The organism is Ruegeria sp. HKCCA6837, from assembly GCF_013034475.1.
GTDB lineage: Bacteria > Pseudomonadota > Alphaproteobacteria > Rhodobacterales > Rhodobacteraceae > Ruegeria.
Genome location: NZ_WQGD01000003.1, coordinates 171,492 through 197,632, shown reverse-complemented (window position 1 = coordinate 197,632; position 26,141 = coordinate 171,492). Strand labels below are relative to the sequence as shown.

Genomic DNA, 26,141 nt, shown 5'->3' with positions numbered 1-26,141 from the left:
GACCTTTGCCATGGTGGATTGGTCTGGTGGAAACGACACCGGGCCGACCCCGCGCAAAGATGCAATTTGGGCCTGTACTGCGCGCGAAGGGCACGTTTTGCAGCCTGAATACCAGCGCAACAGGATGGTCGCCGAAAAGTGGCTTGAGGCTCTGATCCGTACCGAGCTTGAGGTCGGTCGTCGCCTGTTTTTGGGGTTTGATTTCCCGTTTGGCTATCCGGCAGGGTTTGCCCGGGCGATGACGAGTGCAGACGATCCACTGGCTTTGTGGGATTGGTTCGAAGGGCATGTCGAGGACACACCCAAGGCGAACAACCGTTTTGATCTGGCAGGCCGGATTAACCTGAAGTTTGGCGGAAAAGGCCCGTTCTGGATGAACGGTTTGCGTCGTGACATCAATGGTCTGCCGCGCAGGAAAACCGACTATTCCAACCCTTTCCCGGACCGTCGCGTTGTAGAAACCCTGGCCAAGGGCAGCTTCACCTGCTGGCAGATGGCAGGTGCGGGGGCTGTTGGCGGGCAGGTGATGATGGGGCTGCCGGTTCTGAACCGGCTCCGCCGTCGGTTTGCGGGAAAGATCGCGGTCTGGCCGTTTGAGCCATTGGACAAACCGGTTGCCTTTGTAGAGATCTGGCCGTCTCTGACCCTTGGAGCGTCGCCAGCGGGGCAGATCAAGGATGCCTGGCAGGTCGAACAGGTCGCCTTGACTCTGTCACGTTTGACAGAGCAGGAGTTGGATGCGCAATTGAATGTCTCAGCGGCAGAGGAAGGTTGGATATTGGGTGTAGCTCAGGACAAGCCGAACATAGCCCCGCCGCCATTGCGAAACGATTGTTTCGCGTTGCCTGCCGGGGTGGAGTGGACACCTGTAGACGAGGCATTGGCCTATCTGCGCGACAGATTGCATCCGATCACGTCAGTGGAAACGCTTGAGCTGTCCAAGGCAAGTGGCCGCATTCTGGCCGAGGATGTGATCGCCCAACGCTCAAATCCGCCCCAGCCTAACACGGCAGTGGACGGGTTCGGGTTTGCGGGTCCCGTCCCGGATGGCACGCAGGTCATGCCGTTGATTGATGGGCGCGCGGCGGCGGGAATACCGTTTGACGGTTCAGTCCCCGAAGGTCGGGCTTTGCGTGTCCTGACGGGCGCAGCACTGCCTGATGGTGTGGATACGGTTATTCTGGAAGAGGATGTCACGGTCAAAGACGGGCATATTGCCTTCCGCGGTCCGCTGAAAAAAGGCGCGAACACGCGGCGCGCGGGTGAAGATGTGATGGCAGGTGATGTGGCTTTGCCCGCCGGGCGTCGGTTGACTCCTGCCGATCTCGCGTTGCTGTCTGCTGTGGGTATCGCGCAGGTGAATGTGCGTCAGCCGTTGTGTGTGGCGGTGGTCTCGACCGGTGATGAGTTGATCGAACCCGGAGAAAGCGCAGGTCCGGGACAGATTTTCGATGCCAACCGCCCGATGCTGCTTTCGTTGATCGAACGCATGGGATTTGTGCCTGTTGACATGGGGCGTGTTGCAGATGATCGGAATGCTTTGCGGGACCGGTTGGACCAAGCCTCAGCACAGGCTGATGTGATCCTGACCAGCGGAGGCGCATCAGCAGGCGATGAAGATCATGTGTCCGCCCTGTTGCAAGAGGCGGGGGCGATGCAGCACTGGCGGATCGCGTTAAAGCCGGGGCGCCCGCTGGCTTTGGGTTTGTGGGCAGGCGTGCCGGTGTTTGGCCTTCCGGGCAACCCGGTGGCTGCCATGGTCTGCACCCTGATCTTTGCACGCCCCGCTCTGGGCCTGATGTCGGGCGAAGGCTGGGCGGAACCGCAAGGGTTTGAGGTTCCGGCCGCCTTTGAGAAAAGCAAAAAACCTGGCCGCCGTGAATACCTGCGTGCAAGGGTGCGAAATGGGAGGGTCGAAGTGTTTCATTCGGAAGGCTCGGGCCGGATCAGCGGGCTCAGCTGGGCCGAAGGACTGGTTGAAATCGAAGATGGTGCGCGGCACATCAAACCGGGCGATACAGTGCGTTTCATTCCGTATGGGAGCTTTGGTATTTGACCATTGCGATTTCATCAGGCTTTGCTGATCACGAACGCTTGCATGCAGCGGCGCTGTTCTGGCAGGCGTTCTCGCCCAAGCTGTACAAGGTCATGGGGCCAGATGAAAAAGGTTTGGCTTTCTTTGAAATCGCTTTGAACCCGAATTTCGCGCTCGTCGCGCGAGATGAAACAGGCCGTATGTTGGGGCTGGCAGGGTTCAAAACGCGCGATGGCGGTTTGGCCGGTGGCAGTATGTCTGATCTTGCGGGAACCTATGGCTGGTTCGGGGCAGTGTGGCGCGCCTGCATATTAAGCCTGCTGGAACGTGAACTGAAACCGGGGGTATTTCAGATGGATGGCATATTTGTCGCCGCTGATGCCCGTGGCAAAGGTGTGGGTACGGCCCTTTTGAATGCTATTAAACAAGAGGCCAGAGGCCAGGGCATGTCAGAGGTTCAGCTGGATGTGATCGATACAAACCCGCGTGCGCGCGCTTTGTACGAGCGCGAAGGATTCCGGCCAGTGGGTGAGGAAAAAACCGGGCCGCTCAAATACCTCTTCGGCTTTAGCAGCGCGACAAAGATGTCCTGGCCTGTGGAAACGTCCTAGTCGAAGGTTCCGGCCACACGGCCCAGCAACATAAAGGCCCTTGCAGTACGCGTTTCACCCAGCGCGCTCAGTTCTGCATCGCTTGCGGTGGGTTCGAACTCGGCCATCATCTTGTCGAAGCGACGCAAGAAGTGATGGGCTGCATCGCGGAAAATCGGGTCCTGTTTCATCCGTGCTGCGGTCAGCGCCAGCGAGGATCTGTCGCGCACGCCCCCCAACGCGGCAACCGCGCGACCACGTGTACCTTGGGCAAATTGGCGCCAGACTTCTGGCCGGGCCATATCGGGGCGCAGGTCATCCATATAGATGCCTTCCTGGCTGAGCAGCGTCAGAACATCCTGTGAGGCTTGTACAATTTGCGCTGTCTTTCGATCTTTTAGCGCCACACGCAGTGCATTGAACCCTTCGGTGTCATCCTGTGTTTCTGGAAAGTTCAGTGCGCGTAGAAAGACCGGGGTGCTGAGCGGCGGTGCGATCTCTTCCGCAGGCGTTCCCAGTTCCAGTGAGGTCTGATCGCCCGGAACGGGCGCTTGCCCCGATCTTGCAGTCGGAGCAGCGCGCTTGGTCGAGAACGTCGCCAGCGCATTTTCGGTTTTCCGGGTGGTCGCCGCGATCTCGTCCAGCTTTTTCGTCACCGCTGGCTCATAGGTACTAGAGGCCCGCTGTTGCTGCGCGACATACGCCTGCCGAATGGCATCAATCGCTGTTTGCAGCCGTGCGCTTTCTTCACGCATGACCCGGCTGGCACGCATTGCCGTGGCCGCAACCCAGATCATGGCCACGGGCATGAACACCGCCAGGAAGGTAACAATAAAGCCACCGTTTTGGCCCTGTTCCGGAAGCACCAGAAAAACGACCGACACCACCAGCCAGATCAGGCTAAGCACCAGTGCGGCAATCTCAATTTCAGTGACGGCCGACGCTTTCGGGCGATCATAAATGCCCAGCGAGGTCGGTTTTTCGGTTTCCGGGTCAGGATTGGGCGCGGACATTTCATGCGCTCCGGTTAGGTGTACTCGATACTCAGGATTTCATAAGAACGCACGCCACCGGGGGTACGCACTTCGACACTGTCCCCTTCCTCTTTACCAATCAGGGCACGAGCGATGGGGGATTTGATGTTCAGCAGGCCAGCTTCGATATTGGCTTCGTATTCGCCAACGATCTGCCAGGTCTTTTCCTCATCGGTGTCTTCGTCGACCAGAGTCACCTTTGCGCCAAACTTAACAGAACCGGACAGCTTTGCCGGGTCAATGACATCGGCCAGCGACAGGATACCTTCCAATTCCTTGATGCGGCCTTCGATGAAACCCTGCTTTTCACGTGCCGAATGATATTCAGCGTTTTCCTTCAGGTCGCCCAGCTCGCGTGCCGAGGCAATCGCCTCGATGATCGCCGGGCGTTCAACGGATTTGAGGTTCTTCAGCTCAGCCGCAAGCGCGGCATTGCCCGCAGGCGTCATCGGGATCTTTTCCATACTCTCTACGTCCACGCATAAATTGAGTCGCCCCGCCGCACAGAAGCGTCGGGGCGAATATTAGGTTGGCAATTACCTGACCCAAATACCACGTGAATTGCAAGAGGTGACAGTGGTTACAGCGATCAATTCGCGACTTCGCGCCGTCGTGCGGATTTTGGGTGCGGTCTGTGGCGATGATCAGGGTGCCGAGACCTGTGCCATCGCTGGGAAGGGGCGTAAAGCCACATCATCTCAATCATATTGCACAACCTCGAATTCGATGCCGTTGTCGTCGCGGAAATAGAACCGACGCCCTGGTTCATAATCCGCGTGGTTGTGCGGCTCGAACCCAGCAGTTCGAACCTTGGCTTCGGTCGCATCGATATCTTCAACCAGAACGCCCACATGATTGAGGCCGCCAATGACATCATAGCTGCTTTCGCCCGAAGGTTTCGGTTCATCCGGTTTGTACAGCGCCAGGTAAGTATGGGCCGATCCGACATGAACCGTGTAACCACCTGCAATTGCGGGGCCTTCCCATCGGGTTTTCCAATCAAAGACCTGCTCCATCCAAGCGGCTGAAGCCTGCGGATCGCGGACTGTGAAATTTGTATGCTCAAGCGTTGCCATCATGGGATCTCCTGTTTTTAGGCTTGTCCCGACTCAAGCTAATTTCTAAACCTAACTTTAGGTCAAGGTATTTTTTGAGGATGTGATGGCTGTTTCAGAAGGGCTGGCAATCGGCGCATTGGCCCAGCGTACCGGGTTGGCAGTATCGGCTATCCGGTATTATGAGGCGCAGGGTTTGATATCGCCCTGGCGCAACTCGGGCGGGCAGCGGCGCTATCAGCGAGCCGACATTCGGCGGTTGAGCTTTGTGATGATTGCGCAGCAGTTCGGTTTGACCCTGCCGGAAATCCGCGAAGTGTTGTCGGTCCTGCCGGGAAACCGTACGCCGACACCGCAGGATTGGAAAGCCATCGGCGTTCAGCTTCGTGCCCATCTGGATCAACGAATCGATACGTTGACGCGGTTGCGCGACAATCTGGATGGGTGCATCGGATGCGGGTGTCTTAGCCTGCCGAAATGTGCGCTTTACAACCCCGATGACCGGGTAAAATCCAATGGTAGCGGTCCCAGGTATCTGATGGGGGACACACCAGAAGCTTGAAGTGTCGAATAGCGGCATTGTTACGCCGTGTTTCGATTGACCAAGGTCTTTGCAACCATGTAATCAGCCGTGAAACAAAATTGCGCCGACCACATGTAGAAAGCGCCAATTCGGAAAGTTAGCTAAGGAGCCCGCGATGGCCGAGATTGAACGCGAAGCGATGGAATACGATGTGGTGATCGTGGGTGCAGGCCCCGCGGGCCTGTCGGCGGCCATCCGTCTGAAACAGCTGGATGCCGACCTGAACGTCGTGGTTCTGGAAAAGGGCTCGGAAGTTGGCGCGCATATCCTGTCGGGTGCGGTGCTTGACCCCTGTGGTCTGGACGCGCTGATCCCGGACTGGAAGGAAAAAGGCGCTCCGCTGAACGTGCCCGTGCACGAAGACAACTTCTTCATGTTGGGTGAAGCGGGCAAACTGCGCATCCCCAACTTCCCGATGCCGCCGCTGATGAATAACCACGGCAACTACATCGTTTCGATGGGCAATGTCTGTCGCTGGATGGCAGAGCAGGCCGAAGAGCTTGGCGTTGAAATCTTCCCGGGAATGGCGTGTTCGGAACTGGTCTATGGCGAAAACGGCGAAGTCAAAGGCGTTGTCGCCGGTGTCTTTGGCCTGGAAGCTGACGGCTCGTACGGGCCTAACACTGAGCCGGGGATGGAGCTGCATGGTAAATATGTCTTCCTGTCGGAAGGCGTGCGCGGCTCGCTGTCCAAAGAAGTTATCGCCAAATATGACCTGCAAGCCGGTAAGGACGTGCAGAAATACGGCGTTGGCATGAAAGAGATCTGGGAGATCGACCCGGCCAAGCACAAGGAAGGTTCTGTCACGCACACGATGGGCTGGCCGCTGGGCAGCAACGCGGGTGGCGGATCGTTCATCTATCATCTTGAAAACAATCAGGTCTATGTCGGTTTCGTGGTTCACCTGAACTACAAGAACCCGCATCTGTATCCCTACATGGAATTCCAGCGCTTCAAGCACCATCCGATGGTTGCCGATCTGCTGAAGGGCGGCAAGCGCGTGGCCTACGGTGCGCGTGCTATTACCGAGGGCGGATATCAGTCGATGCCGAAGCTGGTCGCACCCGGTGTGGCACTGCTGGGCTGTTCAGCTGGGATGGTCAACGTGCCTCGCATCAAGGGCAACCACAATGCGATGCTGTCGGGCAAGGCAGCGGCAGAGGCTGCCTATGACGCGATCAAGGCTGACCGTTCGGGTGACGAGTTGACCGCATACGAGACAGATGTGCGCGACGGTCCGATCGGCAGCGATCTGAAAAAAGTGCGCAACGTCAAGCCGATCTGGTCGAAATGGGGTCTGACCGCATCGCTGATGTTGGGTGGTCTGGACATGTGGACCAATACCATGGGCTTCTCGATGTTCGGGACGGTCGGACACGGAAAGAACGACGCAGACTCGACCGAAGATGCCAGTAAGCACGCGCCCATCGACTATCCCAAACCCGATGGTGTGCTGTCATTTGATCGCCTGACCAACGTGTCTTTCGCGGCGACCAATCACGAGGAAAGCCAGCCCTGCCACCTGCGTTTGGCCGACCCCGAGGTGCCGGTCAAAGTCAACCTGCCCAAGTTTGACGAACCAGCGCAGCGCTATTGCCCCGCTGGCGTATATGAGGTTGTCGAGGACGAAACTGCGGGCCCGCGATTCGTCATCAACTTTCAGAACTGCGTGCACTGCAAAACCTGCGACATCAAGGATCCCAGCCAGAACATCACCTGGACAACGCCGCAGGGTGGGGATGGCCCGAACTACCCCAACATGTAAGCAAAAAAGCGGGCACTGGCAGGGTCGTGAAGGCTCTGCCATTGCCTCTTGCCAGCCGAAGCCCTAGCTTGATGGTCAGTCAATGATAGCAAGGCAGGATTTCGGTGGTTTCCCTGGTTCGTCGCGCGGCGCTGTCCGTGCTTCTCATGTCGTCGGTCGCAGTTCCGGCGTTCTCTGACTCGGGCGCAGGGTCGTATCTGGCCGGGCGACAGGCGATCTACGAAAGTGATTATGCCGCAGCCGAGCGTTATTATGCCCAAGCCCTGAAGTTCGATTCCCAAAATCCGCTGCTGTTGGAAAGCGTTGTCGTGGCGCGTTTGGCGTTGGGCGAAGTTGATCGTGCCTTGCCGGTTGCCGAGCAGATCGAACAGGCAAATCTGCCCAGTCAGGCCGCGCGTATGGCAATTGCGGCAAATCTGATTGCAGATGGCAAATACGACGTCCTTTTAGCGCGGAACCCCGAAACTCAGGGTGTCGGGCCGTTGGTGGATGGGTTGATGACCGCCTGGGCTCATTTGGCGCAGGGCGAAATGACAAAGGCGATGGAACAGTTCGAAACCGTTGCCACGCAAGACGGACTGAAAGAGTTTGCGTTGTACCACAAGGCAATGGCATTGGCCTCGATCGGCGACTTTGAAGGCGCCGAGGTGATCTTTGCGGACAATGAAGGTGCGGTGGCGCGTTTCACGCGTCGTGCGGCTTTGGCGCGAACCGAGGTGCTGTCTCAGCTGGATCGGAACGAAGACGCCTTACAGTTCCTCGAAGACGTCTTTGTGGCGGGTAGCGACCCGACAATAGAAACCTATACCAGCCAACTTGAGGCAGGTGAAACGCTGCCCTTCACGCATGTCCGTTCTGCGCAGGACGGTATGGCCGAAATTTTCTTTTCCGTTGGGGCCGCGCTGAACGCTGAGGCGTCGCCGGACTACGTTCTTCTTTACACACGGTTGGCCAGTTTTCTGCGCCCCGATCATGTGGACGCCATTTTGCTGAGTGCAGATCTTCTGGATCAACTGGAGCAGTATGATCTGGCAGTTGCCGCCTATCGCATGGTTCCGGCAGACAGCAATGATCACCACGCGGCCGAGCTGGGCCGGGCCGAGGTTCTGGACCGCTCAGGTAAAACCGATGCTGCCGTGGAAGTGCTGCAAAATCTGGCGGCGCAGGATCCTGACCTTCCGGGTGTGCATGTGGCCTTGGCTGACCTGCAGCGGCGTCAGGAAAACTATCAGGCGGCAGTAACGTCCTATGATACGGCGATTGCGCTGACCGATAACGCGGCGGGGGGTAACTGGTTCCTGCATTATGCCCGTGGCATCAGCCATGAGCGGTTGAAGCAGTGGGACCAGGCCGAAGCTGATTTCCGGCGCGCGCTTGAGCTGAACCCGGATCAGCCGCAGGTGTTGAATTATCTGGGCTATTCCCTTGTTGAGCGCAAAGAGAAGCTGGATGAAGCGCTGGACATGATTCAACGCGCTGTGGCAGCCCGCCCGGACAGTGGCTACATCGTCGACAGCTTGGGCTGGGTCCTGTTCCGTCTGGGTCGTTATGACGAGGCTGTTGAACAGATGGAACGCGCCGTTGAGCTGATGCCGGTCGATCCGGTGGTGAATGATCATCTGGGCGATGTCTACTGGGCCGTGGGACGGTCGCGTGAGGCCGAATTCCAATGGAAGCGGGCCCTGTCTTTCATTGATCCCGAAGATACAGATGGAGAAGCCGACCCTGAGCGCATTCGCCGCAAGATCGAGGTTGGGCTGGATGCCGTTCTGGCCGAAGAAGGTTCGGAACCTTTGAAGGTCGCCAATGGCAACTAAGGCGTTTGCGCCCGCCAAGATCAATCTGACCCTGCATGTCACTGGCCGTCGAGATGACGGCTATCACCTGTTGGATTCTCTGGTAGTTTTTGCGGATTTGGGTGATCAGCTGACATTTAACTCCGGCCCTGTGCTTTCCATGGAGGTGGGCGGAGAATTCGCCGATGGGGTACCCACGGACAAACGCAATCTGGTGTGGAAAGCAGCCGAGGGCGTCGGGTGGACCGGGCAAATCGAGCTGCGCAAATCTCTGCCCCACGGGGCGGGGATCGGTGGCGGTTCGTCGGACGCCGCCGCAACGCTTTGTGCTTTGGCGCAGCAAGGCCATGCCGTTCCACCGGATTTACCCTTGTCACTGGGGGCAGATGTGCCCGTCTGTCAAAAGGGCCGAGCGATCAGAATGCAAGGCATTGGTGATCAACTGGTTGCTGTAAACCTTCCGCACTTGCCTGCGTTGTTGGTCAACCCGAATGTGCATGTGCCAACGGGGGCCGTGTTCAACGCTCTGGCGAGCAGAGACAATCCGGCTATGCCTGAGAACATCCCCGAGTTTCAAAACGCCAACGACTGTGCCTTGTGGCTAAGCGATCAGCGAAACGATCTGGAAGTGCCTGCCATGGGCGCTGCGCGCGAGATCGAACAGGTTCTGGACGAGCTGCAATCGACCAACCGCGCCCTTATCACGCGCATGTCGGGGTCGGGGTCAACCTGCTTTGCGCTGTATCCGACGATGAAAGACGCGCATTTCGCTGCTTATGAGATTGGCGCAGCCCACCCTGATTGGTGGTGCCGCGCCACTCAGCTTAATTGAGGCGTGAAACCACGTAATCTGCCAGTTCACGCAGCAGGCTGCGAATCTCATGATCCGGCAGAACCTCAAGCGATGCCTTGGCTTTGTTGGCCCAGCCCAAGGCGTCTTGCCGGGTTTGTTCCAGCGTGGCATATTTGCCCATTAGCCCCAGCGCGTGATCAAGATCGCCGTCCTGTTGGCGGCCTTTTTCAATCGTGCGCTCCCAGAAAGCGCGTTCTTCGGGCGTCGCTTGGGCCACGGCTTTGATCACCGGAAGAGTCAGCTTACGCTCGCGGAAATCATCACCCACGTTCTTGCCGGTTGCCTTGCTGTCGCCCTGATAGTCCAGCAGATCATCCGCAATCTGGAATGCAATGCCCAGTGAGTCGCCATAGTCGAACAATGCTTTGACCTGTTCTTCCGACGCGCCAGCGATCACACCACCGACCTCAGTCGCGGCGGAAAACAGTGCGGCTGTCTTGCCACGTACGACCTGCAGATAAACATCTTCGTCCGTACGCAGATCAGTTGCAGCGGTCATTTGCAGCACTTCACCTTCGGCAATCGTAGCCGAAGCGTTGGCAAGAATGTCCAAAACGCGCAGCGACCCAGTCTCGACCATCAGCTGGAAGCTGCGAGAAAATAGGTAATCGCCGACCAGAACGCTGGATTTGTTGTCCCACAGCAGATTTGCGGTCGGGCGACCGCGCCGCTGGGCGCTTTCGTCAACAACGTCGTCATGCAGCAGTGTCGCGGTGTGAATAAACTCGACCGTGGCGGCAAGGCGCACGTGGTGGTCGCCGGTATAGCCAAACAACTGCGCGGCGGCCAATGTCAGCATTGGGCGCAGACGCTTCCCACCTGCTTCCACCAGATGCCGGGTAACTTCCGGAATACGCGGCGCGTGGTCCGACGCCATTCGCGTACGGATCAAGCCATTCACGGCCTCCATCTCACCCGCCAAAAGTTCAGCGAGGCGCTCATGCGGTTTTGAGATCACGTCGACGGTCATCAAACTCCTGATACAAGGCTCGACTTCCGCCTCGCCTTGCCCTTACATCCATCCCCATGAAAGAACTACTGCGCAGTACCGATCCGACAATCCTGGCCTTTGCATCCGCTCTCCTTGAAGGCGAGGATATAGACTGCTTTCAGATGGACGTAAATATGAGCATCCTCGAAGGCGGTATCGGAATCTTCCCCCGGCGCCTCATGGTGCGGGCCGAGGATCTGACCCGCGCTGAACGTGTTATGCGCGATAATGAGATTCCGCTGGGCCGATGACCCGCTTTGATGACAATGATTTGACCTGCAACGATTTCCTGGGTGGCCGGATTCGACTGCTGCAACCCGCCTCAGGTTATCGCGCCGGAATAGACCCGGTTTTACTGGCGGCATCAGTGCCGGCCAGTGCCGATCAGTCGGTTTTGGAGCTGGGATGTGGCGCGGGCGCCGCCATTCTGTGCCTGTCTGCGCGGGTGCCGGGCCTGCACCTGACAGGAATTGAATTGCAGCCTGCGTATGTCGATTTGGCGCGCCGGAATGCGGAAATGAACAGCGTGAAGCTGGATTTGATTGAGGCTGATCTGACCGCCTTGCCGACCGAGATTCGACAGCGCCAGTTTGATCACATCATTGCCAACCCCCCATATTACCGCGCCGGAGCGCATAGCCGGGCCAGCGATGCAGGACGAAGCATTGCTTTGGGCGAGGACACCCCTCTGAGCGACTGGATATCAGTGGCGGCCAAGCGTCTGGCCCCGCAAGGGTATCTGCACATGATTCAAAAGGCAGACCGCTTGCCGGATATGATAGTGGCCTGCGCGGATAAACTGGGCTCAGTTGAAGTGTTGCCGCTCTGCGCGCGCGCAGGTCGACAGGCGGAATTGGTCATTTTGCGGGCCCGCAAAGTGGGGCGTGCGGCATTTCGCCTCCATGCGCCATTGATTCTGCACGCGGGCGAGCGCCATGAAATGGACGGCGAAAGCTATACAGACCAGATCGTAGCAGTCCTGAGACACGCCGCGCCGTTGCCCCGGTTCTGACGGCGATCGGCAATGACCAGCCGATTTTGTCGGATTTATTACAGATTCTGTGCTTGTGCAGCGTGACAGGGTGGAAACGATGTGGTCAACTTCTTACGTGAACTACAGACACGTAAACCAAGGAGGATCGCAATGAGCGTGAGCGCACATCTGACGGAACTGAAGAAAAAGCACGAATCTCTCGGTCTCGAAGTGGAACAAGCCCAACGCTCGCCGGGCATTGATGATCTTCATATTGCTCAGTTGAAAAAACAGAAACTTAAGCTGAAAGAAGAGATCGAACGCCTGTCTGCCTAAGATTTCAGGCTGGCGCGGGCCGCGATCAAGGCCCCGCCGGTGATCAACAAGGCCGCGATCGCAAGCCCTCAGGATGAGGCGGCGGTCCCGGCCACAACTAAAGCCAGCGTTGACAACAAAGAGGCCGCGTAAGACGAGGCTCCAAGAATTTGAATGTCGCCCTGCATGACCACGACGTCCCACACATAGAACGCCAGCCCGACAGGCCCAGCGCACTCCAATCGTTCCGCCAATCGCGAAGCAGGTCGTGTTCCATAGTAGGGTTGGCGCAGGTTCGGATTCGAATGTGAATTTGTCAAATAATGCCCATAATAAAGCGGCCAAAAATCCGATTTCCGCTGGATTTTAGTTATGAGGTGGAAACCTCTTTAATCGGTATGATTTCAAACTCATCTGATATATGCGCGGTTTTTTCGATCTCGGTCAGGAACCAATCTCGGAAGGCCGCGATCTGAGGCTTTTTCTCGGCTCCAGGCAGGCATAAAAACCGGAATCGGCCTTGTGTTTCCAAGGCTACTTTGAAGGGTGCGACCAAGCGGCCTTCGGTCAGATCTTTGAGAATCATGGCGCGTCGTCCAAGCGCCACTCCGACACCGGCGACAGCGGCGTCAATTGCGTGATCGGCATTTGAAAAATGCGCGCCGTGGGTTGGGGTGAAATCGACCCCCATGGCGCGGAACCAAGCGGGCCAGTCACAGGGCGGGGTCAGAAAGCTGATCGAATCGTCATGGATCAATGGGGCGTGTCGCAGGCTTTCCGGGGTGTCGAATTGTTCCGCCAGTTCCGGTGTCATGACCGGTGTTAGCCATTCTTTTCTGACCGGTACGGAATAAAGCCCTTCGTCAGCGGAATTGCCAAAGCGGATGGCGACATCCACGTCGTCCCGCTCCAGATCCATGTTGCGCAGCGTGGCCGAGAATTTCAGATCGATCTCAGGATGGGCGCGGGCAAACTCGTAGAGCCGTGGTGCCAGCCATTTGGCCGTCAATGCAGGACCGGCTGTGACGGTCAAGCTGGTGTCGTTCTCTCGCCTGCGCACGGCGCGCCACGCAGCTTGCAATGCGGCAAAGCCTTCCGCTGTACCGGGTGCCAGGGTTCGACCGGCCTCAGTCAGCTCTACGGCGCGATTCAGTCGGTGAAACAGAGGTCGGCCCAGATGTTCTTCAAGCGATTTGATCTGAAAAGACAGGGCCGCTGGCGTTACATGCAGCTCTGCCGCCGCCTTCGCGAAAGACATATGCCGGGCTGCGGCATCAAACGCACGGAGCGCGGTAAGCGGGGGAAGATAGTCGCTCATAGTGAAGTAAAACTTAACTGAAAGTCTAAGAAAGCTCGTTTGTAGCTTCGATAAGTAACCTTCATATTCATCTCAGGTCAAATAAAACTGATTTGAATAGGAGACAGCCATGATCGAGATGACGACAAATCCCGCCGCCCAGATGGCGATCCTGCGCGCCCATCAAGAACGCAGCCGTGTCATTTGGCAATTCTGGAAGCGCATTTTCGGTTCCCGCTGATCGCAGCGCGCGCGATCTTACGGGATAGAAAAGGGCCGGTCCAAAAGGACCGGCCCGTTTTTTTGACTGATCAATGGATCAGACGAAGAACTGCGCACCGTTGGCCGAGATGGTCGAGCCATTGATGAATTGGGAATCGTCCGAGGCCAGGAACGCCACACAGCGTGCGATTTCTTCGGGCTCACCCAAACGACCTGCCGGGATCTGGCCGATGATGGATTCGCGGACCTTTTCCGGTACGGCCATAACCATCTCGGTTGCGATGTAGCCGGGGCAGATCGCGTTTGCTGTGATACCCGCGCGAGCACCTTCTTGCGCCAGGGATTTTACGATGCCCAGGTCGCCAGCTTTGGTCGCGGCATAGTTCACCTGAGCAAACTGACCTTTCTGACCGTTGATCGAGCTGATGACGATAACGCGACCGAACTTACGCTCGCGCATGCCGGGCCAGACGGGGTGTACGGTGTTGAACACGCCGGTCAGGTTGGTGTCAATCACGTCTTTCCACTGATCGGGCGTCATCTTGTGGAATGGCGCATCGCGCGTAATGCCTGCGTTGGCAACAACGATGTCGATGGGGCCAACCTCGGCTTCAACTTTCTCGATACCCGCTTTGGATTCGTCATAATCGGCGACGTTCCACTTGTAGGTCTGGATACCGGTTTCTTCGGTGAACTTCGCGGCGGCTTCGTCATTGCCTGCATAGGTAGCGGCAACATTGTATCCTTCGGTTTTGAGCGCCTTGGAAATTGCTGCGCCAATACCGCGGGAACCGCCGGTGACGAGTGCTGTACGTGCCATTTATGACTCCTTCAATTTTAGTCGTCTTGGTAATGCTGTTACTCTGAGAGGTGATCGTGCGCAATATTGTTTCGTCGTGGATTTAGTTTTTTCGGGTGACAATATCGTCGCATCCAAGGGGTATGAGCCTTTTGTAACAAAAAAGGGCGTCCGACGGACGCCCTTTGATATTTAGGTTTCAGTGCACTTAATCGCGCTCCACACACAGGGCGACACCCATGCCGCCACCGATGCAAAGGGTCGCCAGACCCTTCTTGGCATCGCGGCGCTTCATTTCGAACAGAAGCGTGTTCAGGACACGGCAGCCCGACGCGCCGATCGGATGCCCGATGGCGATTGCGCCGCCGTTGACGTTTACGATCGACGGATCCCAGCCCATGTCCTTGTTTACGGCGCAGGCTTGCGCGGCAAAGGCTTCGTTGGCTTCAACCAGATCCAAATCGTCAACCGACCAGCCTGCCTTTTTCAGCGCCTTGCGCGAGGCATAGATCGGGCCAACACCCATGATCGACGGGTCCAGACCGGCGGTTGCGTAAGAGGCGATGCGGGCGAGGGGCTCGATCCCACGCTTTTCGGCGTTTTCTGCTGACATCAGCAGGGTCGCCGCCGCGCCGTCATTCAGGCCGGAAGCGTTCGCCGCAGTAACCGAGCCATCCTTTGTGAAGGCCGGGCGCAGCTTTGCCATGGCTTCCATGGTTGCGCCGTGGCGGATGTATTCGTCCTTGTCCATCACGATATCGCCCTTGCGGGTCTTGATGGTGAAGGGCACGATTTCATCTGCGAATTTGCCAGCCTTTTGGGCGGCTTCGGCCTTGTTCTGCGAAGCAACAGCAAATTCATCCTGCATGTCGCGGCTGATCTGCCATTTTTCGGCAACGTTCTCGGCAGTCTGACCCATGTGATAGCCGTTGAAGGCATCCCACAAACCGTCGCGGATCATCGTGTCGATATACTTCATGTCGCCCATCTTGTGACCGGCGCGCAGGGCAGCGGCATGGGGCGACAGTGTCATGTTTTCCTGACCACCGGCGGCAACGATCTCGGCGTCACCCAGCTGGATGTGCTGGGCACCCAGCGCGACAGCGCGCAGGCCCGAACCACACACCTGGTTGATGCCCCAGGCTGCGCTTTCCTGCGGCAAACCGGCATTGATATGCGCCTGGCGTGCAGGGTTCTGGCCTTGGGCGGCAGTCAGAACCTGACCCATGATTGTTTCGCTAACCTCGCCTTTGTCCACACCGGCGCGTTCGACAACTGCTTCCAGGACGGCAGCGCCCAGATCATGTGCAGGGGTGTTCGCAAACGAACCACTGAAGCTGCCGACACCTGTGCGTGCGGCGGATGCGATTACTACGTTGGTCATATGATCAGTCCTTTACCGTCATGGGCCAGCGGAATTTCTGACGGCGCAGGCCGAGAGGAGCCCCCCTCGAAACAAGAGCGCCCCGTGATCCCCGCTCAAGTACTCATGCAATAGCCTAATGCTGCACATGCAGCAACGGTCAGCTTGTCTCAGCGTTGTAAAAGCACGATTTTTTCTGACTGACCCATGGTCAACTTCCTGTTTTTGAAACGCTTTCCTGCTTCCAGGGGGCAGCGACACTTGGCGCGCCAAACAAGTACCCTTGCAGGCAATCCACGCCGCTGGCTGTCAAAAACGCAGCGTCTTCGCGTGTTTCAACCGATTCGGCGGTGACCAAAATTTCAAACTCGCGAGCCACTGCGATCAGTGCGCGCACAAGTGTCTGATTGTCGGGGTTGTTGCTGATACCCCTGACAAACTGCCCATCAATTTTGGCGGCATCGAACAAGAATTCACGAAAGTGGCGAAAGCAAAAATTACTGGCACCGAAGTCATCTAGGGCAAAGGCAATGCCGCGATCCTGTAAACGGTCCATAAAGTCGATCACCAATTCCGGTACTTGCATGGCCGAGCCTTCCGAAATTTCAAGGATCAGCCGCTCGCCCAGTGCGGCGTCACGCTTGAGGAACCGATCCAGGGTTGCCGACCACCTAGAATACCCGATCGAGCGGGCGGACATATTGATCGATAGCCTAATCTCAGGGTTTCTCACCAGTGTTCGCAACCCAAACTCCAGCGCAACGCAATCCAGATCCCGGCCAATCGGGGTGTTTTCGAGTTGCGGCATGAACTCGCGCGCAGGAATAACCCTCCCTGTTTCGTCCAGCACACGAATGAACCCTTCATAAAACGCAACGCCATTAGGAGCGTTTGCCTGCATGACCGGTTGAAAAGCCAACTTGCACTGTTTGTGCTTCACCGCATCGGTTGCCATCTGCACAATCGAACGATCGCGAGTCGACACCGCAGCGTTCAGCGGGCTTTCTGACCCATCGGGCACATTAAGTTGTTTCTTGTTTCCCATAGCGCCGATTCCCATCAGCCCGTGACAGACGGTATGTCCGGGGCAGGTGGTTCGACACAGTTTCGGGGTAAACAGATGAATCTGCGGTTAAGGAGCCAGCAGATTCAGGATTTATCGAGAGATGCTCCAAGCGCGGGCAAGGGACGAAGCCGCACTCAGCACCGCTCCTACTACGCCTGTAACCATCAAAGCAAAGCCCAAGGCGATCCATGCCGGTGCAGTGCTGTTCAACGCTGTAATCATCGCGAGCAAAAGGCCGGACAAACCGACATAGGTTGAAATGACTGCCAAACGGTTCATGCCGACCCTCGTTCACTCTTTGACTACAGATGAGTGTCGATATGGCCCCCAAAGCCTGAATTTCAAGAGCGAAGGGTCTGCGCTCGCTGGTGTCAGACCCGCTCTGCCTGTCCAGTGGGCAGTTTTTCGTCGAAACGCTCAAACCCGGGCGTTCCGCGATCTTCCGGATGACGGACCAGGTGTTTGGCTTTGATCTGTTCCGAGCTGTCGCGGCTGCCATCGTGGCTGTATCCCGGCGGGGCAAAGCAATACCCAAGCCGTTGACGTAGTGTCAGACTGGGCTGGGTCGCGTCACGCCAGATGCCGACCCATTCGTGAAAGGCGACACGCAACGGGTTGAATGTGCCGATATTGTGAACCAGTCCGAAATCGACGCGGTCGTGTTCCTGCTCTGGGACAAAGGTTCCGAACATCTTGTCCCAGATGATGAAGACGCCTGCATAATTGCAATCCAGATAGCGCGCATTCCGGCCGTGATGGGCGCGGTGATGGCTGGGCGTGTTCATAATGGCTTCGAACCAGCGGGGCAACTTTCCGATGGCCTCGGTGTGAATCCAGAACTGATAGATCAGGTTCAATCCACCGACAAACAGGACCATGGCCGGATGGAACCCGATCAGGATCAATGGCGCGCGCACGACCATCATCAGTGTAAAGGTATAGGTCCAGGGCTGCCGCAAAGCGGTGGTCAGGTTGTAGTGCTGTGAGCTGTGGTGATTGACGTGGTTTGCCCAAACCCAGCGGATGCGGTGGCCAAAACGGTGCACCCAGTAGTAACGGAAATCGTCCAGCACAAAGCACAGAATGATCACCGGGATCGACGTGCCGAGATCCAGCGGTGTGATCTGCCACAGCCACATGAAAAAGCCATAAGCAATGAAGCCCAGCAGAAACCCGGACGCGATATTGCCTGCGCCCATAATCAACGAAGTTACGGCATCACGCGTTTCGTATCTCCCGCCTTTGCCTTTGACGGCGATCCACAAAAATTCCGCCAAGATCGCGGCCACAAAAAAGGGAACCGCCCACTGAACGGCATCGGGGAAACTGATCTGGTCGGTCATTTGGGCTCCATCAGGTGACGCCAGTGGGCGCGCTCTATTTCGTCCAGGTGGATAAGAGTGCCGGGGGTGTCGAAGTCGTGAAACTGGATTTCAAAGCCTTCGGGGCGTTCGATCCAATCGAAATCCAGCAAATGCCGGGCCACAGTGTCGGCACCGAAGGACCACAGCAGTCCTGCGCCGGTTTCGGTACGCACCAGTGCCGCGTGACGGTCATTCGAGATCGTGACATCAATGATGGTGTCGTCCGGTGCATGCCGCAGCCATTGTGCGCGTGCGGTTTCGGGTGTCAGCACAAAAGGCTCCGAATGGCCCGTCAGATGCAAAAGCAATGTGATTCCGGCGATTCCTCCGACCACCAGAACCAAAAGTATTTCCAACGGCATCCCATCCTCCTGCGCACACCCTGCAAAGACGCGTTGGAGCTGTCAAAGGTGGCGTTGCGTCAGGTACGTTCCAGACGTTCCAGGATTTCGTACTGAACAACACGTTGGACAAAAGGCACCAGCCCATCAGGACCTGATGCCCGATCCTTGAGGTGGATGCAGATATCCGGACGACGGGCGGCAATGATGCCAACCATCTCTCCGCGAATCGTATCATCCAGGCCTGCCCCCAAAATGGCGCAGGTGATCCGAGGCTCGGCATCCAACTGCTTACGGACTTCGTCAAGGTCGTGCGCACCCAGCCACTGAATAGGCAGGTGATCCAGTTGCCTGGCCACATCGCCGATCACATTTGGCAGCTTTCCGATCAAAAGAACCACCGGTTTCATCGCAGCCTCCTTCCCATAAGGGCACAAACGAAAACCGGCCCATTTGGGCCGGTTCGAGTGTAGCACAAACAGGTGGTAACCGCGCTATTCGTCAGCTATTTGCTTCTACAAGTGTCGAGATGATCGTTTTGGCGCTGTCCGAGTTCCATTCGGCATCCCCGATCAGGCGGGCGATTTCCTGGCCTTCGGGATCCAGTATGACCGTGATCGGAAGCGCGATCACGCCAAACTCGCGCGCGGCCGCCGAGCTTGGGTCCTGATGGCGGGGCAAATTGGCAATGCCGTTCTCTTCAAAGAACTTTTCGATCCCGGCGGGCGAGTTTCGGCCGGTCGCCAAAGTCAGGACCTGAAACTTGTCGCCTCCGAACTCTTCCTGCAGTTCCGCGATCTGAGGCATTTCCTTGCGGCAAGGCGCACACCAGGTGGCCCAGAAATTCAGCAGTACGTATTTGCCTTCGTAATCTGCAAGCGTACCGACGCCACCCTCATCTTCCAGCTGGAATTCGATGGATTTGGCAGGCTTGGGCTCTTTATGCAGGATCAAGCGCTTCAGGCTGTCTTCCCGCAGCGGTGCCAGCGTCTCGGCATCGGTGGCCAAAGCGGCGTTTGCACCCAGCGCAAGGGCCATATAAAGGGGGATCAGACGAAATAGGCGCATATCAACTCCGGGTTTTCTTACATGACCGATCAATCCTCGAACCAGATGTGGGGCGGCCGCTTTGCCGCCGGTCCAGACGCGATCATGGAGGCGATCAACGCCTCGATCGGTTTCGATCAGCGGATGGCAGCCCAGGACATCGCAGGCTCGCGCGCCCATGCCGCCATGCTGGCTGCCACAGGCGTTATAAGTGATAGTGACGCCGAAGCTATTCGGGAAGGGCTGCTCACCGTTTTGTCAGAAATCCAGAACGGGGAATTTCAATTCTCGACCGCATTGGAAGACATCCACATGAATGTCGAAGCGCGGTTGAAAGAGGTGATTGGTGAGCCGGCAGGCCGTCTGCACACAGGTCGTTCGCGCAATGACCAGGTGGCGACTGATTTCAAACTCTGGGTCCGGGATCAGTTGGACGCAGCCGAAACCGGCCTGCTGGCACTCATCCGCGCGCTTTTGGCGCAGGCTCAGGCCGGGGCCGATTGGGTCATGCCCGGTTTCACGCACCTGCAAACAGCGCAGCCGGTGACATGGGGCCACCATATGATGGCCTATGTCGAGATGTTTGGCCGCGACCTGTCCCGCGTTCGTGATGCGCGCGCGCGCATGAACGAATCTCCGCTGGGGGCTGCAGCACTGGCCGGAACATCGTTCCCCATCGACCGCCACATGACGGCCGAGGCACTGGGCTTCGACCGTCCTGCTGCAAACTCGCTGGATGCGGTCAGTGATCGCGACTTTGCGTTGGAATTCCTGTCGACCGCGTCTATCTGCGCCGTCCACCTGTCTCGTTTTGCCGAGGAACTTGTGATCTGGTCCTCGGCTCAGTTCCGGTTTGTGACCCTATCCGATCGCTTCTCGACCGGCTCGTCGATCATGCCGCAGAAGAAGAACCCTGACGCGGCCGAGCTGATCCGCGCCAAGGTGGGGCGTATCTATGGGGCCAACACGGCGCTGATGATGGTGATGAAGGGTCTGCCGCTGGCCTATTCCAAAGACATGCAGGAAGACAAAGAACAGGTCTTTGACGCTGCCGATAACTGGATGCTGGCGCTGGCGGCGATGGAGGGCATGGTCAAGGATATGACCGCCAATCAAGATAGCCTGGCTGCTGCTGCGGGGTCCGGTTTTTCGACCGCCACCGATCTGGCTGACTGGTTGGTGCGGGTTTTGGGCCTGCCGTTCCGCGATGCACACCATGTTACCGGGTCGCTGGTGGCCATGGCCGAAAGCAAAGGCTGCGACCTGCCTGATCTGACGCTGGAGGATATGCAATCGGTTCACGCGGAAATCACCGATGACGTCTATTCTGTTCTTACCGTGCAAAACTCGGTAAACTCGCGCCAATCTTACGGCGGCACGGCCCCTGATCAGGTGCGTGCCCAGATCGAACGATGGAAGGCAATGGTGTGATGACAGCTGTTCGTGTGGTGGCGATCGTGGTGTCCGGCCTGATACTAGCCGGATGCGGGGCCGATGGTGAACCGTCGCAGCCCACTGCGGTACAGCCTACGGCCAGCGCCACGATTGGGGTCGGTACCAGCGGGACCTATGTTGCAGGGGGCGTTGGTCTTAGCCGCGGGCCGCTGGGTATCTATCTGGGGTTCTGAACCTTTTGATATTGCACACCTAGGCCCGTTACCCCACTTAGGACGCGTGCAACAACGCGTAGATCCTCTCAACGAAAAGACACTGACATGAGAACAGTTGGACTGATTTTGGCATTTGCGGCGCTGGCGGCATGTGAACCCTCGTCCGCGCGACGCCCCGAGCCTGCGGCAGAGCCGAAGCAATCTGGCAGCGGTATTTCAATCTCCGGCTATGGTCGGGTTGGAGTTTCCACCACAAATTAACGGGACTTCTGAGTGCGGAATCCATTGATCCGCAGTCGCCTTCTGGTCTAAGCGCGCGGGTATGGATCATTTTCTCTACCGCGACGGCGCGCTTTTCGCCGAGGATGTCCCTGTTTCCGAAATCGCTGCAGCGGTCGGAACCCCTTTTTACGTCTATTCGACGGCGACACTGCTGCGACATTTCAAGCTGTTTGATGATGCGCTGGACGGCACTGATCATCTGGTTTGCTACGCGATGAAAGCGGCCAGCAACCAGGCCATATTGAAGACTCTGGCGCAGGCGGGGGCAGGAATGGATGTGGTCTCGGGCGGGGAGTATTTGCGGGCCAAAGCCGCAGGCGTTGCAGGCGACAAGATCGTCTTTTCGGGGGTTGGCAAAACGGCGGACGAGATTCGTGCCGCGCTGACAGGTGGAATCCGCCAGTTCAACGTTGAGTCCGAGCCAGAGATGGACGTGATCAACGCGGTCGCACTGGAGCTGGGCGTTGTGGCGCCGATCACTGTTCGGGTGAACCCGGACGTGGATGCCAAGACCCACGCCAAGATTGCAACCGGCAAGTCCGAAAACAAGTTCGGCATTCCGATTGCACGCGCGTCCGAGGTTTATGCCCATGCTGCCAACCTGCCGGGGCTGGAGGTGATCGGGATCGACGTCCATATCGGTTCGCAATTGACCGAGCTTGAGCCGTTCGAGCTTGCTTATACCAAGGTTGCTGAACTGACCGAACAGTTGCGGGCTGAAGGTCACAATATTCGCCGCCTCGATCTTGGGGGCGGGTTGGGCATCCCCTACACCCGTTCGAATGACGCGCCGCCGCTTCCGTTGGAATACGGCGCACTGATCAAGAAGACACTCGGACATCTAGATTGTGAGATCGAGATTGAACCGGGCCGCCTTATCGCGGGCAATGCCGGGTTGATGGTTAGCAAGGTGATTTACGTGAAGTCAGGCGAAGGTCGCGATTTTCTTATCCTCGATGGGGCCATGAACGACCTGATCCGCCCGGCAATGTACGAGGCGCATCACGACATCGTTGCGGTGCAGGAACCAGCGGCCGGGGTGGAACAGCAACCCTATGACATAGTGGGCCCCGTGTGCGAGTCGGGGGATACCTTTGCCAAGCAGCGCAATATGCCGCCTTTGAAATCAGGGGATCTGATCGCCTTCCGCAGCGCAGGCGCGTACGGAGCGGTTATGGCCAGCGAATACAACACCCGCCCCCTGATCCCCGAAGTTTTGGTCAATGGTGATCAATTTGCAGTCATTCGTGAACGGCCAAGCTTTGACGAAATCATAAACCGCGATACCATACCTTCGTGGCTCTGATGCGATAACCGTGCGGGCCCAACCCGGAGGCCCGCCGTGACCAACAGATCGAACCTGCCCATCCCGCGCCTGTCCTTGTGGTTGACCCACATGGGTATGGTGGCTGAACAGGTATTGCGTGCGTTCTGGCCGCTGTTCTCGATCCTGATGGTCCTGCTTGCAGCGCTGATGCTGGGTCTGCAAGACCAATTCGCCGTTGAGGTCGTTTGGGGCGCGGGCGCGCTGTCGTTGATTTCGATAGTTGTGGCGGGTGTTTGGGGGCTGAAAAGGGTTAGCCTGCCGTCTCGTGCAGATGCGCTCATGCGGTTGGATGAGACGCTGCCCGGTCGCCCGATACAAGCCTTGATGGATGATCAAGCGATTGGGTCCACAGATCAGGACTCGGTCGCACTGTGGCAGGCCCACAAAGACCGGATGGCGCAGCGCGCTGCAGCTGCTGCACCCGCCAAACCTGACTTGCGGCTGGCGTCGCGTGATCCTTACGCGCTGCGCTATGCAGCGCTGTTGGCTTTTGTGGTGGCGGTTCTGTTTGGCTCTTTGTGGCGCGTAGGTTCGGTGGCCGATATGGCGCCCGGAACCGCAAATGCGGGGCAAGGCCCGACATGGGAAGGTTGGGTTGAACCCCCAAGATACACCGGCCTGCCAACGCTGTATCTTGCGGATCAAGCCGATACAGAGCTGTCAGTCCCGAAAGGCAGCCGCATTACCTTGCGGATGTATGGTGAGGTCGGCGCACATAGCCTGACCGAGAACAGTTCGACCTTGGGGACTGAGGCTGCAATCGATCCCGAACAGGAGTTCGTGGCTGAACGTTCAGGCCAAATGCGCATTGATGGCCCTGCAGGCCGCGAATGGGCCGTGCAGGTCATCGACGATGCAACACCAAAGATCGCCGTTGCCGGATCTGCCAAAGCCGAGGCGGGCGGGCAAATGAAGCTGCCCTATGTCGCCAGCGACGATTATGGCGTAGTCTCGGGATCAGCCCGGATCGAATTGGATCTGGCGGCGGTGGATCGCCGTCATGGCCTGACGATCAAGCCTGAGCCGCGAGAGGTGATTGAGATCGAATTGCCAATGCCGATCACCGGTGACCGTGCGGATTTCAGCGAAGATCTGATCGAAGATTTTTCACAGCACCCCTGGGCCCATCTGCCAGTGAAGATCACGTTGATGGCCGTGGATGCGGCAGATCAGCAGTCTGCGTCCGAGCCTTTTATGACTGCCTTGCCAGCCCGTCGATTCTTTGACCCGCTGGCGGCAGCGGTGATCGAACAGCGGCGTGATCTGCTCTGGTCGCGTTCCAACGCACCGCGCGTGGCGCAGCTTTTGCGGGCTGTCTCTCATCTGCCAGAGGATCTGTTCCGGTCGGACACTGCTTACCTGCGCTTGCGGGTGGCCTTACGGCGGCTGGAAGCCTTCCAGACCTACGGAGCGCTGAACCCGGAGCAGCAGGAAGAGATCGCGCAAGCCCTGTGGGAGCTTGCCGTGTTGATCGAGGATGGCACCTTGGCGGACGCATTGGAACGTATGCGGCGCGCACAAGAGCGTTTGACCGAAGCGATGCAAAACGGGGCCAGCGACGAAGAAATCGCCGAGCTTATGCAAGAGTTGCGCGAAGCGACGCAGGATTACCTGCAGCAGCTACAACGTCTTGCTCAGCAGAATGGTCAGGAAGGTGAAAACCAGCCTGGTCAGAGTGGCGAGACCCTTCAAATGTCGCAGGATGACCTGCAGCGCATGATGGACCGCATTCAGGAACTGATGGAACAGGGCCGTATGGCCGAAGCCCAGCAGGCGCTGGAAGAGTTCCAGCAGATGATGGAAAACATGCGCGTGACCCAGGGCCAGGGGCAAGGCCAACAATCCGAAGGGCAGCAGGCGATGGAAGGTCTGGCTGAAACCCTGCGCGAACAGCAAGGTCTGAGCGATCAGGCGTTCCGCGACTTGCAAGAACAATTCAACCCCGGTGCGCAATCCGGTGAAAGTCAGGGCAATGAAGGCCGCAATGGCGGGCTTGGCCGAGGACAAAGCCACGAAGGCCAGGGTGGTCAGGGCCAAGGCTCGGATCAGGCCGGAGAGGGCGAGCAGGGTCAAGGATCACTGGCGGACCGTCAGCAGGCTCTGCGCAATGAGTTGAACCGCCAGCAACAGAATTTGCCCGGCGCCGGCACACCTGAAGGTGACGCGGCCCGGGATGCGCTTGGCCGCGCCGGTCGCGCCATGGACGATGCGGAACAGGCCCTGCGCGGGGACGATCTGGCCGAAGCCATTGATCGGCAGTCCGAAGCCATGGAAGCGCTGCGCGAGGGGATGCGCTCATTGGGAGAGGCCATGGCTCAGAACCAGCAAAACCAGCCGGGTCAGGGTACACAGGAAGGCGAGGCGCAAGCCAACAATCGCGATCCTCTGGGCCGTAACCCGGGGGCCGGTGGTTCGATTTCGACTGATGAAAACCTGCTGCAGGGCGAAGACGTTTATCGCCGGGCGCGCGAGTTGCTGGATGAAATCCGTCGCCGGACCGGAGAAACGGACCGCCCCGAGATTGAGTTGGAATACCTCAAGCGTCTGTTGGAGCGGTTTTAACTTCAGTTCTGAGCGCCGGCCTGAGCCTCAAGCCAGATACGTGCCTGATCAACCAGCGACACATACGAGCTGAGCAGTGGGTCGGCCTGTGGCACGGCCTCTCCGATCTGCTGTGCGTTGCCATAGATCAGATACAGAACCACGCCGATGATCAGCATCAGCGCAAAACCGCGCAGGAACCCGCCTGATTTGCGGGGCGGCGGAGGGGTCTCTTCCGCTTCGGTCGCGCGCATACTGGAATTGATTGCTTCGACATCGGGCAGTGCATCTTTTTGGCCAGCGTCAACAGCGGTTTCCGAAGCGGCAGGCCGCTTGGGCTTGACCTTGGGTTCCGGCGGTTGGTCCAAACCCAGATCAGGCTGGCTTTCCAGGTTGCTGCCTTCTATTGCGCGCAATTCGGCTTCGCGGGCCGCTTCTGCTTTTAGAATGTCGGCGACGGATGGATCGACATTGCCCGCAGGCGCAGCAGTGTCTTCCGCCGCAGGGGTCGCGTCTTCCGCAGTTTCAGCCTCTTTTGCGGGCTCTGCCTGGGCTATGGCCTCCTCCTCAGCAGGGGGATGTGCGTCTTCCGCAGATGCGCCTGCAGGTTCTTCCTGGTGCTTGGGCTGAAACCAGGTCTTATCACAGTTGGAACACTGCACGTCACGACCTTCCTCGGGAATAACCTCGTCAGGAACCTCGTACTGCGCACCGCAATTCGGACATGTAAGACGCATGCTGCCTCCCCGGCCGGGCGATGGGCCGATAATAGTTTTTTCAGGGATGATATTCCGTTAAGACCCATCAGCAAAGGGCGTTTTCGGTTTCATGGGCCAAGTGTCACCAATTGGACTCGGTAGAGCCATTGAATCCGCCATCCTGCTCGGGCAAG

At 57.9% G+C, this 26,141-nt stretch carries 28 protein-coding genes and 1 pseudogene; 14 read left to right on the top strand and 15 right to left on the bottom strand.

The genetic code is table 11. The features are described from left to right. Positions 1-10: 10 nt before the first annotated feature. Together glp and GOV91_RS07185 are read left to right on the top strand one after the other, a co-directional pair. Positions 11-2,056, top strand: coding sequence for a gephyrin-like molybdotransferase Glp (gene glp / locus GOV91_RS07190; RefSeq protein ID WP_171235046.1), 2,046 nt, complete (start codon positions 11-13; stop codon positions 2,054-2,056). Beyond that, positions 2,053-2,646, top strand: a complete 594-nt coding sequence (locus tag GOV91_RS07185; protein WP_253282890.1) for a GNAT family N-acetyltransferase — start codon at positions 2,053-2,055, stop codon at positions 2,644-2,646. Before glp ends, GOV91_RS07185 begins: the two co-directional genes overlap by 4 nt. On the opposite strand, the gene GOV91_RS07180 is transcribed toward GOV91_RS07185, so the two are convergent. From GOV91_RS07180 to GOV91_RS07170, 3 genes are all read right to left on the bottom strand, one after another. Then, entirely contained in the window at positions 2,643-3,638 is a 996-nt protein-coding gene (locus tag GOV91_RS07180; protein WP_171179073.1) for a hypothetical protein, read from the bottom strand. The two genes, GOV91_RS07185 and GOV91_RS07180, sit on opposite strands and share 4 nt — an antisense overlap. A gap of 14 nt (positions 3,639-3,652) precedes the next feature. Then, positions 3,653-4,123, bottom strand: coding sequence for a transcription elongation factor GreA (gene greA, locus GOV91_RS07175; protein WP_171179075.1), 471 nt, complete (start codon positions 4,121-4,123; stop codon positions 3,653-3,655). A 234-nt stretch (positions 4,124-4,357) separates the two neighbouring features. Then, on the bottom strand, positions 4,358-4,738 hold the full coding sequence (locus GOV91_RS07170; protein WP_171179077.1) for a VOC family protein: 381 nt from the start codon (positions 4,736-4,738) through the stop codon (positions 4,358-4,360). 82 nt (positions 4,739-4,820) lie between these two features. Here GOV91_RS07170 and soxR point away from each other — a divergent pair, with 82 nt between their 5' ends. The 4 genes from soxR to GOV91_RS07150 all read left to right on the top strand — a co-directional run bounded on the left by soxR (position 4,821) and on the right by GOV91_RS07150 (position 9,690). Further along, entirely contained in the window at positions 4,821-5,276 is a 456-nt protein-coding gene (gene soxR, locus GOV91_RS07165) for a redox-sensitive transcriptional activator SoxR (protein WP_171179080.1), read from the top strand. A gap of 136 nt (positions 5,277-5,412) precedes the next feature. Next, on the top strand, positions 5,413-7,062 hold the full coding sequence (locus tag GOV91_RS07160) for an electron transfer flavoprotein-ubiquinone oxidoreductase (protein WP_171234973.1): 1,650 nt from the start codon (positions 5,413-5,415) through the stop codon (positions 7,060-7,062). A 104-nt stretch (positions 7,063-7,166) separates the two neighbouring features. Beyond that, positions 7,167-8,879 (top strand): tetratricopeptide repeat protein, encoded by a 1,713-nt coding sequence (locus GOV91_RS07155; protein WP_371732277.1) that lies wholly within the window; start codon positions 7,167-7,169, stop codon positions 8,877-8,879. Continuing rightward, the gene (locus GOV91_RS07150) at positions 8,869-9,690 is read left to right on the top strand and encodes a 4-(cytidine 5'-diphospho)-2-C-methyl-D-erythritol kinase (RefSeq protein ID WP_171234972.1); all 822 of its coding nucleotides are present in this window, start codon (positions 8,869-8,871) and stop codon (positions 9,688-9,690) included. Before GOV91_RS07155 ends, GOV91_RS07150 begins: the two co-directional genes overlap by 11 nt. Here GOV91_RS07150 and GOV91_RS07145 read toward each other — a convergent pair. After that, positions 9,683-10,681 (bottom strand): polyprenyl synthetase family protein, encoded by a 999-nt coding sequence (locus GOV91_RS07145; protein WP_171234971.1) that lies wholly within the window; start codon positions 10,679-10,681, stop codon positions 9,683-9,685. The genes GOV91_RS07150 and GOV91_RS07145 overlap by 8 nt on opposite strands. A gap of 56 nt (positions 10,682-10,737) precedes the next feature. On the opposite strand from GOV91_RS07145, the gene GOV91_RS07140 reads away from it, so the two are divergent. The 3 genes from GOV91_RS07140 (at position 10,738) to GOV91_RS07130 (ending at position 12,011) form a co-directional block, all read left to right on the top strand. Beyond that, a complete protein-coding gene (locus GOV91_RS07140; protein WP_050604033.1) occupies positions 10,738-10,953 on the top strand; it encodes a DUF2007 domain-containing protein in 216 nt (71 codons plus the stop codon). Continuing rightward, positions 10,950-11,714 (top strand): tRNA1(Val) (adenine(37)-N6)-methyltransferase, encoded by a 765-nt coding sequence (locus GOV91_RS07135; RefSeq protein WP_171234970.1) that lies wholly within the window; start codon positions 10,950-10,952, stop codon positions 11,712-11,714. The genes GOV91_RS07140 and GOV91_RS07135 overlap by 4 nt, the downstream gene beginning before the upstream one ends. Positions 11,715-11,846: 132 nt before the next feature. Further along, positions 11,847-12,011 (top strand): YdcH family protein, encoded by a 165-nt coding sequence (locus GOV91_RS07130; RefSeq protein ID WP_083445267.1) that lies wholly within the window; start codon positions 11,847-11,849, stop codon positions 12,009-12,011. Here the strand turns inward: GOV91_RS07130 and GOV91_RS07125 are convergent. From GOV91_RS07125 to GOV91_RS07080, 10 genes and pseudogenes are all read right to left on the bottom strand, one after another. Next, a pseudogene (locus tag GOV91_RS07125) lies at positions 12,008-12,220 on the bottom strand (EamA family transporter); the annotation flags it as partial. The gene GOV91_RS07130 and the pseudogene GOV91_RS07125 sit on opposite strands and share 4 nt — an antisense overlap. A 140-nt stretch (positions 12,221-12,360) precedes the next feature. Continuing rightward, positions 12,361-13,308: a transcriptional regulator GcvA gene (locus GOV91_RS07120; protein WP_171234969.1), complete on the bottom strand. Its 948-nt coding sequence runs from the start codon at positions 13,306-13,308 to the stop codon at positions 12,361-12,363. Between the two features lie 298 nt (positions 13,309-13,606). Then, complete coding sequence (gene phbB / locus GOV91_RS07115) at positions 13,607-14,329, bottom strand: acetoacetyl-CoA reductase (protein ID WP_171234968.1); 723 nt, start codon at positions 14,327-14,329, stop codon at positions 13,607-13,609. A gap of 187 nt (positions 14,330-14,516) precedes the next feature. After that, complete coding sequence (locus GOV91_RS07110; protein ID WP_171234967.1) at positions 14,517-15,692, bottom strand: acetyl-CoA C-acetyltransferase; 1,176 nt, start codon at positions 15,690-15,692, stop codon at positions 14,517-14,519. Between the two features lie 190 nt (positions 15,693-15,882). After that, positions 15,883-16,716 (bottom strand): EAL domain-containing protein, encoded by an 834-nt coding sequence (locus GOV91_RS07105; protein ID WP_171179090.1) that lies wholly within the window; start codon positions 16,714-16,716, stop codon positions 15,883-15,885. Between the two features lie 111 nt (positions 16,717-16,827). Next, positions 16,828-17,016 (bottom strand): hypothetical protein, encoded by a 189-nt coding sequence (locus GOV91_RS07100; protein WP_171179092.1) that lies wholly within the window; start codon positions 17,014-17,016, stop codon positions 16,828-16,830. Positions 17,017-17,108: 92 nt separating this feature from the next. Then, positions 17,109-18,080 carry a sterol desaturase family protein gene (locus GOV91_RS07095; RefSeq protein ID WP_171234966.1) on the bottom strand — a complete coding sequence of 324 codons (972 nt, stop codon included), beginning with the start codon at positions 18,078-18,080 and terminating at the stop codon, positions 17,109-17,111. Then, positions 18,077-18,463: a hypothetical protein gene (locus tag GOV91_RS07090; protein ID WP_171234965.1), complete on the bottom strand. Its 387-nt coding sequence runs from the start codon at positions 18,461-18,463 to the stop codon at positions 18,077-18,079. Before GOV91_RS07090 ends, GOV91_RS07095 begins: the two co-directional genes overlap by 4 nt. Positions 18,464-18,522: 59 nt before the next feature. Beyond that, entirely contained in the window at positions 18,523-18,852 is a 330-nt protein-coding gene (locus GOV91_RS07085; protein ID WP_171234964.1) for a hypothetical protein, read from the bottom strand. 91 nt (positions 18,853-18,943) lie between these two features. Further along, complete coding sequence (locus GOV91_RS07080; RefSeq protein ID WP_171179099.1) at positions 18,944-19,510, bottom strand: TlpA disulfide reductase family protein; 567 nt, start codon at positions 19,508-19,510, stop codon at positions 18,944-18,946. Between the two features lie 21 nt (positions 19,511-19,531). Here GOV91_RS07080 and argH point away from each other — a divergent pair, with 21 nt between their 5' ends. The 5 genes from argH to GOV91_RS07055 all read left to right on the top strand — a co-directional run bounded on the left by argH (position 19,532) and on the right by GOV91_RS07055 (position 25,270). Next, positions 19,532-20,920: an argininosuccinate lyase gene (gene argH, locus GOV91_RS07075; RefSeq protein WP_171234963.1), complete on the top strand. Its 1,389-nt coding sequence runs from the start codon at positions 19,532-19,534 to the stop codon at positions 20,918-20,920. Next, positions 20,920-21,117, top strand: coding sequence for an argininosuccinate lyase (locus GOV91_RS07070; RefSeq protein ID WP_171093711.1), 198 nt, complete (start codon positions 20,920-20,922; stop codon positions 21,115-21,117). Before argH ends, GOV91_RS07070 begins: the two co-directional genes overlap by 1 nt. An 87-nt stretch (positions 21,118-21,204) precedes the next feature. Then, positions 21,205-21,360 carry a hypothetical protein gene (locus GOV91_RS07065; RefSeq protein ID WP_171179102.1) on the top strand — a complete coding sequence of 52 codons (156 nt, stop codon included), beginning with the start codon at positions 21,205-21,207 and terminating at the stop codon, positions 21,358-21,360. Positions 21,361-21,421: 61 nt separating this feature from the next. Then, on the top strand, positions 21,422-22,687 hold the full coding sequence (gene lysA / locus GOV91_RS07060; RefSeq protein WP_171234962.1) for a diaminopimelate decarboxylase: 1,266 nt from the start codon (positions 21,422-21,424) through the stop codon (positions 22,685-22,687). A 90-nt stretch (positions 22,688-22,777) separates the two neighbouring features. Further along, positions 22,778-25,270 carry a TIGR02302 family protein gene (locus GOV91_RS07055; protein ID WP_171235044.1) on the top strand — a complete coding sequence of 831 codons (2,493 nt, stop codon included), beginning with the start codon at positions 22,778-22,780 and terminating at the stop codon, positions 25,268-25,270. Positions 25,271-25,272: 2 nt separating this feature from the next. On the opposite strand, the gene GOV91_RS07050 is transcribed toward GOV91_RS07055, so the two are convergent. After that, positions 25,273-25,986: a zinc-ribbon domain-containing protein gene (locus GOV91_RS07050; RefSeq protein ID WP_171234961.1), complete on the bottom strand. Its 714-nt coding sequence runs from the start codon at positions 25,984-25,986 to the stop codon at positions 25,273-25,275. Positions 25,987-26,141 lie beyond the last annotated feature (155 nt).